The organism is Sphingomonas sp. LH128 (genome assembly GCF_000293195.2).
Lineage (GTDB): Bacteria > Pseudomonadota > Alphaproteobacteria > Sphingomonadales > Sphingomonadaceae > Novosphingobium > Novosphingobium resinovorum_A.
Genome location: NZ_ALVC01000125.1, coordinates 1 through 11,463, shown reverse-complemented (window position 1 = coordinate 11,463; position 11,463 = coordinate 1). Strand labels below are relative to the sequence as shown.

Annotated in this window: 13 protein-coding genes and 1 pseudogene; 5 read left to right on the top strand and 9 right to left on the bottom strand. The window is 67.3% G+C overall.

Features of this window, described 5'->3' with window-relative positions; genetic code table 11:
* Positions 1-1,330: PAS domain S-box protein (locus tag LH128_RS10695; protein WP_008829642.1), on the top strand; the 1,330-nt coding region annotated here is incomplete at its 5' end.
* The gene (locus LH128_RS10690; RefSeq protein WP_008829641.1) at positions 1,264-3,711 is read left to right on the top strand and encodes a hybrid sensor histidine kinase/response regulator; all 2,448 of its coding nucleotides are present in this window, start codon (positions 1,264-1,266) and stop codon (positions 3,709-3,711) included. The genes LH128_RS10695 and LH128_RS10690, both read left to right, overlap by 67 nt.
* A 369-nt stretch (positions 3,712-4,080) precedes the next feature.
* Here the strand turns inward: LH128_RS10690 and LH128_RS10685 are convergent, their stop codons facing one another.
* Together LH128_RS10685 and LH128_RS10680 are read right to left on the bottom strand one after the other, a co-directional pair.
* A complete protein-coding gene (locus tag LH128_RS10685; RefSeq protein WP_008829640.1) occupies positions 4,081-4,275 on the bottom strand; it encodes a hypothetical protein in 195 nt (64 codons plus the stop codon).
* Between the two features lie 109 nt (positions 4,276-4,384).
* Positions 4,385-5,349 (bottom strand): annotated as a pseudogene (locus tag LH128_RS10680) (hypothetical protein).
* Between the two features lie 104 nt (positions 5,350-5,453).
* On the opposite strand from LH128_RS10680, the gene LH128_RS10675 reads away from it, so the two are divergent.
* Positions 5,454-5,633: a hypothetical protein gene (locus LH128_RS10675; protein WP_037518989.1), complete on the top strand. Its 180-nt coding sequence runs from the start codon at positions 5,454-5,456 to the stop codon at positions 5,631-5,633.
* A 2-nt stretch (positions 5,634-5,635) separates the two neighbouring features.
* Here LH128_RS10675 and LH128_RS10670 read toward each other — a convergent pair whose 3' ends face one another.
* Complete coding sequence (locus LH128_RS10670) at positions 5,636-6,280, bottom strand: hypothetical protein (protein WP_008829638.1); 645 nt, start codon at positions 6,278-6,280, stop codon at positions 5,636-5,638.
* A gap of 176 nt (positions 6,281-6,456) precedes the next feature.
* Between LH128_RS10670 and LH128_RS10665 the strand changes: the two genes are divergently transcribed.
* The gene (locus LH128_RS10665) at positions 6,457-7,170 is read left to right on the top strand and encodes a hypothetical protein (protein ID WP_037518984.1); all 714 of its coding nucleotides are present in this window, start codon (positions 6,457-6,459) and stop codon (positions 7,168-7,170) included.
* Positions 7,171-7,243: 73 nt separating this feature from the next.
* The gene (locus LH128_RS10660; protein WP_008829636.1) at positions 7,244-7,732 is read left to right on the top strand and encodes a hypothetical protein; all 489 of its coding nucleotides are present in this window, start codon (positions 7,244-7,246) and stop codon (positions 7,730-7,732) included.
* Positions 7,733-7,777: 45 nt separating this feature from the next.
* Here the strand turns inward: LH128_RS10660 and LH128_RS10655 are convergent, their stop codons facing one another.
* The 6 genes from LH128_RS10655 to LH128_RS10630 form a co-directional block, all read right to left on the bottom strand.
* The gene (locus LH128_RS10655; RefSeq protein WP_008829635.1) at positions 7,778-8,806 is read right to left on the bottom strand and encodes a deazapurine DNA modification protein DpdA family protein; all 1,029 of its coding nucleotides are present in this window, start codon (positions 8,804-8,806) and stop codon (positions 7,778-7,780) included.
* Between the two features lie 117 nt (positions 8,807-8,923).
* Positions 8,924-9,439 (bottom strand): thermonuclease family protein, encoded by a 516-nt coding sequence (locus tag LH128_RS10650; protein ID WP_008829634.1) that lies wholly within the window; start codon positions 9,437-9,439, stop codon positions 8,924-8,926.
* Positions 9,436-9,636, bottom strand: a complete 201-nt coding sequence (locus LH128_RS10645) for a hypothetical protein (RefSeq protein WP_008829633.1) — start codon at positions 9,634-9,636, stop codon at positions 9,436-9,438. The genes LH128_RS10650 and LH128_RS10645 overlap by 4 nt, the downstream gene beginning before the upstream one ends.
* A gap of 44 nt (positions 9,637-9,680) precedes the next feature.
* Positions 9,681-10,292 carry a DUF6927 domain-containing protein gene (locus LH128_RS10640; RefSeq protein WP_008829632.1) on the bottom strand — a complete coding sequence of 204 codons (612 nt, stop codon included), beginning with the start codon at positions 10,290-10,292 and terminating at the stop codon, positions 9,681-9,683.
* Positions 10,293-10,318: 26 nt separating this feature from the next.
* The gene (locus tag LH128_RS10635; RefSeq protein WP_008829631.1) at positions 10,319-10,636 is read right to left on the bottom strand and encodes a DUF5983 family protein; all 318 of its coding nucleotides are present in this window, start codon (positions 10,634-10,636) and stop codon (positions 10,319-10,321) included.
* Between the two features lie 10 nt (positions 10,637-10,646).
* Positions 10,647-11,463 (bottom strand): ArdC family protein (locus LH128_RS10630; protein WP_008829630.1); only part of this gene is annotated, 817 nt, incomplete at its 5' end.

The following is an 11,463-nucleotide window of genomic DNA, read 5'->3' as shown; positions in this document are numbered from 1 at the left end:
GCGCGGCGATGACGGCCAGCCCCTGCTCGCGATCTGCTCGTTCGAGGATGTGACCGAGCGCGAGCGCACGCTGCAGTTGTTCGAGACATTTGTCGCCGCGGTTCCCGGCGTCGTCTATGCCAAGGACCGGCAGAAACGGATGATCGTCGCCAATCGCGGCGTCGCCGAACTGGTGGGCAAGCCGCTGTCCGAGATCCTGGGCAAAAGCGATGCGGAGTTCCTCGATTCTGCGGCGGAAGCGGCGGCGGTTGCCGAAACCGACGAACGGGTGATGACCTCAGGCGTGGCGGAACAGGTGGAGGAACTGGTCAGCTTCCCCGACGGGCGCCGCGCGATCTGGCTCTCGACCAAGGCGCCCTTGCGCGACGAAGCCGGTGCGATCACCGGCATGATCGGCTCGTCGATCGACATTACCGCGCGCAAGGAAGCCGAGGCCGCGCTGGCGCAGGCGGAGGAGCAGTTCCGCTTCGCGCTCGAAGCGGCGGGCGGCATCGGCACCTGGGACTGGGACGTCCCTGGCGACGTCGTTCGCGCCAGCGCGCAATTTGCCGGGCTTTACGGCATCGCGGCCGAGCGGGCCGCCGCCGGCCTGTCGCTCGAGGAATATATCGCCGGCATCCATCCCGCCGATCGCGAGGCGATCAGCGCGCGCATCCGCGCGGCGGTGGACGGCGAAGATGAATTCCATGCCGAATACCGGGTCTGCAACCTCAACGGCGAGGTCCGGTGGGTAGTCGCCCGGGGTCGCTGCCTGCGCGATGCGGCGGGAACGCCGACGCGTTTTCCGGGCGTCACCTTCGACATCACCGACCGCAAGCGGGCCGAGGACGCGCTACGCGAGGTCGAGGAGCGCTATCGCCTGGCCGCGCGCGCCACCAATGATGCGATCTGGGACTGGCATTTCGCCAGCAACCATGTGCTGTGGAACGAAGCGCTCGAAGTCGGCTACGGCCATGCGCCCGAGACGGTGAGCCCCACTGGCGAATGGTGGCTCGAGCAGATCCATCCCGAAGACCGCGAGCGGGTCGACACAACCATCCATGAGGCGATCGAAGGCGAAGCGGAAAGCTGGACCGGTGAGTATCGCTTCCGGCGCGCTGACGGCAGCGCCGACGTCTTCGACCGCGGGCATATCATCCGGGACGAGACGGGACGCGCCATCCGCATGATCGGCGCCATGCTCGACCTCAGCGAGCGTCGCCGGGCTGAGCGCGCCCTGCGCGCGACCAGCAGCGCCTGGAAGCGATCCTCGCCAATACGCGCATGGCGGTGTTCCTGCTCGACGAGCGCGCGAAGTGCATCTTTGCCAATGCTGCGGCGCAAACACTGACGGGACATGATGTGGCCGCGCTTGAAGGCCGTACGCTTGATCATCTGATCGCGCCGGAAGGGGTCGCCCAGCCGGGTGCCGGGACTGCGCTGCCGCTCGACACGGTCCTCGAAGACGGACAGCAGATCGAGGGCGAGACGATATTCGTCACCCAAGCGGGCACGATCCTGCCCATCGCCTACAGCGCAAGTCCGGTTCTGGACGAGGTGGGCCGGCCCGTCGGCACGGTGGTCGAGGCGCGTGGGACCGCCGAGGAAAAGGCCGAGGAGCGACGGCAGGCATTCCGACTGGAGCTGGTCGACGCGCTGCGCAGCGAGATCGATCCGCGCCAGATCATGCAGCGCGCCGTGAATATCCTGGGGCCTCATCTTGGCGCATCGCGGGTCGGCTATGGCATGGTGCGCCGGGACGGCGAGATGGTCGATCTCGAGACCGAATATTGCGATGGGGTGGCGCCGCTGGCCGGTAGCCATCCGATCAGCGCTTTCGGTCCCGGCAATATCGCGAACCTGCGTGCGGGGCAGACCTCGGTCTATCGGGATGTCGAAGCCGACTCCGGCACGGCGGGCATCGGCCTCGCGGACTTCGGGATCGCGAGCCTGGTCGCCGTTCCATTGATCCGCGAGGGCGTCTTGCGCGCCTCGCTCTACGTCAACCAGGACGAGGTGCGCGATTGGCAGCCTGCGGAGGTCGCGCTCATCGAGGAAGTGGCCGCGCGGGTGTGGGACGCGGTCGAGCGGGCCAATGCGGTCGACGACCTGCGCGCGCTCAATGCCGATCTGGAACGCCGGATCGCGGCGGCCGTGGCCGAGCGCGAGAAAGCCGAAGAGGCCTTGCGGCAAAGCCAGAAGATGGAAGCGGTCGGCCAGCTCACCGGCGGGATCGCGCACGATTTCAACAATCTGCTGACCATCGTCACCGGCAATATCGACATGGCCGGCCGGGCCCTCGAGGCGGCGGGCGTCAACGATCCGCGCGCACGCCGCGCGCTCGACAATGCGATGAAGGGCGGCGAACGCGCGGCGGCGCTCACGCACCGATTGCTCGCCTTCTCGCGCCGCCAGCCGCTGGCGCCCAAGCCGACCGATGCCGACCGGCTGGTCGCAGGCATGTCCGATCTGCTCGGCCGCTCGCTGGGCGAGATGGTCAGCCTCGAGATCGTTACCTCGCCGGGGCTCTGGCGGATCGAGGCCGACCAGAACCAGCTTGAAAATGCGATCCTCAATCTGGCCCTCAACGCGCGCGACGCGATGCCCCAGGGCGGAACGCTGACGATAGAGACCGCCTACGCGCGGCTGGGGGACGAATATAGCGCGCAGCATGCCGAGGTGGCGCCTGGCCAATATGTGGTGATCGCGGTGACCGATACCGGCGAGGGTATGACGCGCGAGACGCTGGCCCGGGTGTTCGAACCCTTTTTCACGACCAAGGAGGTGGGTCGCGGCACGGGCCTGGGACTCTCGCAAGTCTACGGCTTCACCAAGCAGTCGGGTGGACATGTGAAGGTCTATTCGGAAGAAAACCAGGGCACCACCGTCAAGATCTACCTGCCGCGCCTGGTCAGCGACGCCGAGGTGGAGCCGGCCGCGGAGCAGGTGACCGACCTGGAGACCAGCCCGCGCCGGGAGACAATCCTTGCCGTCGAGGATGATGACGATGTGCGCGCCTATACGGTCGAGTGCCTGCGCGAACTCGGTTACCGGGTGCTCGAAGCCCATGACGGGCCCTCGGCGCTCGCGCTGATGGAGCGGCAGAGAACTTCGGTGGATCTGCTGTTCACCGACGTGGTCATGCCCGGCATGTCGGGCCGCGAGCTCGCGGACGAGCTGCGGCGACGCCAGCCCGATCTGCGCGTGCTCTACACCTCGGGCTATACGCGCAACGCCATCACCCATGGTGGCCGGCTCGACGAAGGCGTCGAGATGATCGCCAAGCCTTTCACCTACCAGGCCTTGGCCATGAAACTGCGCGACATGCTAGAGGCCGGCCGCACCAAGCGCGTGCTGGTGGTCGACCATGATCCGATGGTGCGGGCGCTGGTCGCCGAATCTCTGGCCGGGGTCGACTATACGGCCGACGAGGCCGCGACGGCGGCCGAGGCCTTGATGACGGTCCGGGCGGCGCAGGGGCGCTTCGATGCCGTGGTGCTGGATCTCGCGCTCCCCGACAAGCCGGGCGACCTGGTGGCCGCCGAACTGCGGGCGCTTCATGCCGATCTCCCGATCCTGATCGCAGCGGATGCAGGCGCCAAGGCGCTCGCGGCGCGCTTTGCCGAGGATCGCTGCATCGCCGTCATCGCCAAACCCTATACCGGCGGTCTGCTCAAGGAAGCGCTGGCCGATCTGGGGATGCGGTGCGCGGTCGGCGACACGGGGCAGTAGGACGCGGAGAAAAGGGCGGCTGTTCTTGTCGGGAAGCGCCCGGGAGACGCCGCAGGCGATAGGCGCGTTCGATGGCTGCGACGGCGTGGCCGGCCAGCAGACACTGGGCTTCGAGCGAAAGGGGCGCATCGCCCACGAACGCGAGGGTGACGCCGGCGTCGCCGCGGCGCTCGAAACGAAGGGTACCTTGAGCGCAGACCGCAAGTCCTGCTTCGAAGTCGAGCGACCAGAGCCCGGGTGTTGTGTGCGAATCCATGCACACTTGTACCGCAAGATGACGAAAGCCTGGTTATGGCCACGGCGCCAAAGCCCTAGACATTGGTCGCATGGCGCTTGACTGCAACAAGGCATCCCGCGAGAGCGCGGGCGTCACGTGCTCGTGCGCCGGATCCGGTGCGCGACATGCCGGGCCGCGCCTTCAGCGCTGCTGATCGCCTTTCCGGCGGCGGCCGCCGCCTGGCGCGCGCCGGCTTGGCGCAAAAGCGTGCGCGCTTCGCGCAGGCGCTCCACGGCATTGGCGATGGCCTGGCCGTGCTCGGGCGTGGCAGGCGTGATGGGGCGCATGGATGACCTCCTTAGTGAATAAGCTTGTGGTCAAAGGCGGCATAACCGGTGGGTATGCTGTGGGCGCGCGGTGCACATGTCGCGCGATGGCGCAGCGCCGCGCGGCTGCCTAGAGACGGCTTGCGGCCTGCCCTGCAGTAAAGTCGGCGAGCCATTGCTCCATGGTCGGCCGTTCGCTGACGGCACGAGCGCGGCCGCGTCCTGGAAGCGCAGCAGCTCGGTGGGAGCGGTCCGCAGGATCTCGCCGATCTCGGCCTGGGGCAGCAGCCGCTCGGCGCGGATAAAGTCGGTGATCCGCCCCGGTCGCGTCCGGGTCGAGCGCCGCCAGAGCCCCTCGACCGTGTGGAGACGCGGGGCGGCGCGTGCCTCGATGAGCACGATGAGCCGCAGGCACCAGGGCGGCAAGGCGCGGACCTCGTCGGGCTTGATGGCGCCGCAGAAGAAACAGGACGATTTGGGCGGGACCGGCAGGCCAGCTTGCGTGATCCGGGCCTCGCAGCGTGCGCGCGTCCAGCCCCAGTCGCGAAGCGGATAGCGGCACTCGAACAGCGGGTCGTCGATCCCGGCGGCATGGCGGTAGCGGCGCGCGTCGGCGGGCGAGGCATCGTAGCCGATCAGGCGCACGACCTTCCCGCCCGCCGCCCAGGCGGCCTTGGCCGGCGGCCATTGCTTGAGGAAGGCGTCCTGGGGCGCGACCTTCCATTTGAGCGAGCAGCTGTGACGGCCCAGGCTAATGCTCGGCAGCGTCGCGTTCGCCAGCAGGTTGGTGAGGATCGTCGCATAAGGCGGATAGTGCTTGAAGCGCTTGGGCCGGTAAGCGACGACTTCATAGGGAATGCCCCGGGCCGCCATCCAGGCGGCCATCATCGACTGATATTCATACGTATCGGGCTTTTCGGCCCCAGGGTCGGCGGTGAGGACGAGATCGGGCGTTTCGCCGCGCGCATGCAGCTCGATAAGGAGCGCGGTGGAATCGACTCCGACGCCGTAGGCGAGGATGATGGGTGCCTGCGGATCGAGCTCGATCCTGTCGGGCACGCGGCAATGTGCCGCGTCATTAGGCACGCGGTGCATGAGGTGTCCTTTCAGGGAGTCTGCCCGTAGGCGGGCACTACTGACAAAAATGTGGACAGCCGCCCCGCGCGCGCGCAGCATCGCGCCGCGGGGGGAAACGAAAGATGCCGCTCAGGGCGCATATGATCGTCTACGCAGCGCCGCCCCATGACGCGGTGCGCACCGTGCAGTGCCAATGCGGATGGAAAGCGACGGCCGAACCCGACAGTCCCTCTGACTATCGCGCCACGATGGCGCATTTGCTCGCCCGGTGGCTGGGCCATGTCGCCCCGCCGCCGGCCTGAGGTCAGGCGAACAGCCGGCCGTCCGATGGGGTGGCGGGTGCCAGATTGAGATCCCGGCGGATCTTCCGGGCGAAGCGATCGGGCGCCATGAGGTCGCGGATCGAGGCATAATGGTTGCGCTCGCCGATATGGTCGCTTCGGCCGTGGACGCGCCGGTAGAGGATCTCGCGGTCCGGTCCCATGAGGCCCAGGCTGAGCTGGACCCAGATGTCCTCGCCGTGGAGCGTGATTTCGCCGGAGACGGCAACGCCGCCCTTGTTGGAGCGGACATCGAAACTGCCCTCGGCCAGATCCAGCGCTTCGGCGAGCCGCCGCATCGCGATCCGTCCCTCGCTGTGGAAGAGGCGCTTGGCGGGCTCGTCATAGGCGACGCCGCGATAGGCGAGCGTCTTGAGCACAGGATGCCGCCGGATTTCAGCGATCGCGTCCAGGCATTCGCGGCGCAGGAGAGTGCTGGGCGGCCGGGCTTCGCACACCTGCGACAGGTGACGGATAAGGAGGATGACCGCGGGGTCGATCTCAGCGTCCTTGCCAGCGTTGCGGCAGTCGGTGATCGCGGCGCCGATCGCGTGCAATGTGGTGGTGACGGTGCAGAGCGCGCTAGGGTCGAGGGCCTGCTGGTGGCGAAACGCAACATCGTAGCTCATGGGGAAAGTCTCCGAGGGGCCAAGCGATCCACGTCGCTCGTCCTCCCGGCCCCCCTCCCCTTTTTCCGGCGCCTGGCGCCGGGCGGTCCTTGCAGATTGCGGACCTTTCCGGTGCGGCCAGGGGAAAGAACCGCCGGATAGTCAGAGGCCTCGGCAAGGTATAAAATTCCTCCGAAATGGAGAGGACTCAGGCGATGGGCATCGACATGATGGAATGCCTGCGTGGCGGCGTGTCGGACCTGCGCATCCCGGGACATCCTGAGCTTGGTGAGCGCGCGAACGAGATGGCGGGACCGGATGCGACCGGCATCTTCAGCGTCATAGGACCGTTTCAGGTCGATCTTTTCGCGCGGGCCGTCTGCGCCACCGCCTTTTCCCGTGGCAGTGTCGCGCCGCCCGAGGCGGCCGCAATCGAACTGCGCTACGTGCTAGCCCAGCCGGTCCGGTTCGACCGGCTGGTCGGAGCCGTGCGCGACCGCCGGGACGCGCGGGACAGCTTGCCCGTGAAGGTACGACGCCTGACAGTGTCAGGGCTTCCCGCTCTGTATCAGGTCATGGAGGGGCGTCACCGGGCCTTCGTCGCGCGCGACGCGGGCGACAGCACGATCGCGGCCCGGATCGACATGGACTATCGCTGCGATCCGTCCGCCTTCTGCCTGCATGGCGATACGCTGATGCGCGAGGCCGAGGGCGTGCGGTGGCCGGTCTCGCCGCTTCGGCCCTGGGACCTGCCGATCGAAGCGGCCGGCGCGGCGGTGACGCCCGACCTCAACTATACGCTCCAGGCCCTGGGCGTGCGTAGCCTCCCGGTCAGCAGCGCGCTCAGCTATGACCTCAATCTCGCCAGGGCCGTCCATCGCGAACTCGCCCATGCGGCCGACAAGGCCTGACCCAGGTCGATGCCGACCATGTTGACCATGCCAGATGTTCACGGTACGTTCCCACGCGAAGGGAGTTTCCGCCATGAGCATGTCCATTTTTCTCGACCGGTTTGATCTCGACATCACGCTGCGGGATGCCGCGCTCGATCCCGACAATCGGCCGACGCGCCGGATGATCGCCAATGCGGCCATCGGCATGGATGCGCTTGATGCCTATTATGCCGTGCGCGAGATCCGCGAGGCGGCCCAGTGGATCCACGAGGGGCTGGCGCAAGGCAAACGGAAGCTCGCAAGCCTGCTGTCCAACCCGCAGGCCGACGATTTTCAGCGGACGATCTATTTCTGCCTGGCGGGTCGCGGCGTGGTCGAGATGCTCGACGACCTCGCCTGGTTGGAGGATCTGCTCGAGCGGCGCGGCCGGATCGCGGGCCAGATCCACCGTGAAAAGCGAACGATCCTGCCGCTGACTAACCCCTATGTCGCGGCGGAGCCCGACGGCCCCCTCGTCGAGAGCCGTGCCGATTTCGCCCAAGGTGCGTCCTGGTGGGCGGAGCCAGTCGTCAAATCCTGAGCTGCAGGGCTGCGCCGCGTCCGGCGCCGTGCTTGGTGATCGGCATCAAGGCTCGGCGTGCAGCTGGTCTGCGGCCCATTGCTCGACCCATCCGGTCACAAGCGCATCATGATCGAGGTCGCCGCTTTCGATGAGCGCCCGCAGATCCTCCCGCGCCTTAGCGATCGCCTCTTCCCAGGGATCGAACCGCAGCGGCGGCGCTATGGCTGGCGCCGCGATCGGCAGGGCGCGGGCAGGCTGGCGTAGCCGCGCCCGCTGCTGCTCGACCCACCGCTCCATCTCGTCGGCGACGAGGTCATCCGACTTTCGACAACCATGCACCCGCGCCTTGCTACGCGCTGCGATGCCATAGGCCTGACTGTCGATCGAGGCGACGCGGCGCGCGAAGGGTTTGAGGAAGGGAATGGCCGCGCCCTTGACGCCGAAGAGATGCAACCGCACCGCTGGCGGCAGGACGCGATCGAGATGATCGACCACCGCAATAAGACCGGCGTCGCCATGGATGGGTCGTCGGCACATCGATCCGACACCGATGAGGGGATGGCGCTCGACAAGCCCCGCGAGCGCAGTGGCGCAGCGTTCGTAATCTTGCGGCAGGCGGCCCTGGATGACCGGCAGGAATGTGCTGGCGATATTCCGATCGACAGCGCGCGCATGACATTCGATATTGGCCCGGACGGTGCGCGCGATCCGGTCGAGGACCTCCTCGCGGTCGCGGGCAACCTCCTGCTCCACGCAATAGTCGAGGCTCGCCCACCAGCGAAAGGGAAAGGCGGACGCGAGCGCGACATAGGCGTCGATGGTCCAGGGATAGCCGCCATAGTGGGCCATGGCGCTGAACCCGGCGCTGTCCAGGCAAAGACTGTGGAGACCGGCCGCATTCTCCAGGTCCTGGAGTTTCCAGCCGGCCCATTCACGCCCCTGCCTTGCGTCCACCCAACGGGAGAAGGCATTGGCGGAGACGAGGACCGGCAGGGCAAGGCTGCGCGCGCGGGCGAGCAGCGGGCCGGAGCGAAGATGCGGCAGCCCGACCATCAGCGTGATCGCGCGCGATTGGGACGAGGACGTAACCATGCGACAGGTCCTTGGAAACCACCTCATCGGCAAAGCCCATCGACGGCACCGGGTTCGACCTGGTGCCGTACGGGGTGGGCCACGCGTTTCAAACGCCCAGGCCTTGCGGAAAAGGGACTATTGTCGGCGCTCGCAGGTGAGGCGTTCGCCCTTGCGCCATCGGGCGGGGGGCAGCCAGGTGCCGGCAAAGGCCCCTGCCCTGCGGCCCTGGGCGTCGGCGAAGGCCGCCTCATAGCGCGCGCGGCGGGCGGGATCGCGGCGAAGATACTGCGCTTGCGGGATCGCAAGCCCGGCGCGGAGCAGCGTCTCGCCGAGGTCAGCGCCGCGAACGGTCACGGTGGCGACGGGGCGGCCATAGGTTGATGAGGGCGTCAGCGTGATGACCGCCTCGGCATCGCGCAGAGCCCGCGCTGCGAGATCCTGCGCGGCCTTGCCGCACGACCAGCAGCCATTCCAGCGCTCGCACATCTGCCTTGTCTCGAAGGCATCGATCCCGAGCAGGCGGATATCGACGGCGAGCGTATCGCCGTCGAGCGCGCGGCCGCGCGCATGGAAGCTCTGGGCGTCCGACAGGCTGGAGCCCATAAGCAGGGCTGCAAAGACGCTCGCGAGCATGACCTTGCCACCCATCATGATACCATGACCGTCTCGACCTGCTCATAGCGAGCCGGGACCAGGGCCACCCGGTAGGGCTGGAGAAGATCGCCGGTGCGCACGACGCTGATCGGCCCGCCGCCGGCGGCGAACAGACGTGCAGCGACGCGTTCGGCATTCTGCCGGCTGCACAGGAGGTCGCGCTTGGCGGACCGGGGAAAGGAAAAAGGTAACATGGTCAGATCCTTGTCTTCGCAGGAGGGACGGGAGGCAAGAGCGCTCAGGCGAAGAGGGTCTTGTGGACCTTGGTCTCCGGGACGATCGTCCAGGCCTGGTCCATGAAGCGGCTGATCCGGTAGGGCATGCGCGTCTCGGGATCGCGCAGGATGACGCGGCGGCCGATCCGGTCGACGATGAATTCTTCGCCGACATGCCCGTCGGAGAACCGGACCGGCGCGGGCAGCTTGATGCGCGCGCCGGTCTCGATCTTTCGGGAACGGCGGGCGAGCGCCTCGCGGCAGCGATGCCGCCAGTCGAGCGCATGCTCGTTCGTGGTCGGTGTCAGAAGATCGAGGATCGCGGCGGGACAGGCAGCCTCGCAGGGGCCCATATTTTCCGTCATGTCCTTGTAGCCAAAATGCTCGCCGCTCGCGCTGCGTGGGTTCCACAGGACGAGGCAGACGATGGCGAAGACCTCGCCGCCGATGCCGTCGCGCGTCACCTGAGCGGCCGCATAATAGACGCGGTTTGCAGGGCAGGACGAGGCGAGCACCTTGAGGCCGCGCGTGCCGCCCTCGGGATGGTCGCGCTCATAGGTGAACTGGTCGTCGAGATAGGCTTTCGCAGTCGCGTGCCCGCCCATCGAATGGCGGGACATGGTGAGCCAACCCATGAGGGTTCTCCTTGGATGAGAGGGGATTACCAGTCGTAGACCGGAAGTTCGGCGATTGGCGCGCAGTCGCGGTCGAACTGCAGCCAGGCGGCGCCGGACGCTTCGGCGAGGTCGAGGCAGGCCTTGAGCGAGCCGGGCATATGCGCGCGGGCTGGCGACGCGACCCAGATGAACCAGCCATAATCCAGCCAGCGGTCCATGAGGATATGCGCCTGCCACAGCGCAGGGTTGAGGCGGGCCGCGAGCGGCGGCGGATAGGCGAGGATGGCGTCGAGTTCCGCCGCGACCTCGGCTGAGAGATGGGCCGTCGACAGGCAGGCCAGGATCTTGGTTTCAAGGGTCATGGCGGCCACCTCATGCAGCCGCGGCAAGTGCGGGCGGCGCGGCGCTGCCCGCTTGCCCGGCCTCGCCGAACGCCGTCAGATAGGCGAAGGCCTGTTCGGCCTTGGACGCAGCGTGGATGATGGCGGTCTTGTCGGCCTTGAGGATGCCGAGCCAGTGGCCGACATAGCTCGCGTGGCTGTCGTGCAACTCGTTGGGGAGGCCAAGCTCGGCGCAGACCAGCCCGGCGGTGATCTCGGCGACAAGTTCCTCGAATGCGTAGGCTTTGTCGCCGAAGCGTTTGCCGAAGGTGCGCGCGAGCCGGTCGCCATGGCCGGTCCAATGCCCCGTTTCATGGACCCTAACGCTCGCATAATGGTCCATCGAGATAAAGCTCGAGCGCTTGGGCATCTGGATATAGTCGAACGTCGGCGAGTAGAAGGCGCCGTTGCCGCCATGACGGACATCGGCGGGGATCGCCGCGAAGAAGCTGTCGATCGCCGCTTGCCGCAAAGAGGGGGTCAGCGGCGTGGCCGGCACCTCGGGCGGGTAATAATAGCCGGGCAGGCCATCGATCTGGTCGGCGTTGAAGACGATGTAATGGCGCAGGAAGCGGATGCTGCGTTCCACGGCCTCACCGCTCGCGGCGTCCGTCTCGGTCTTCTTGAACGAGGAATAATAGACCGACAGGGCGCCCTGCTCGCCGCGGCGGACCTGCGCGCCGAGCTCGCTCGCCTGCCGATAGGTCATCCAGTAGCGCGACCGGTAGCCGTGCATGTCGCCGAGCGCCCAAAGCAGGAGATTGTTGATCCCCGTATAGGGCGTGCCGCAGTGCCGGAGCGGCCGGCCG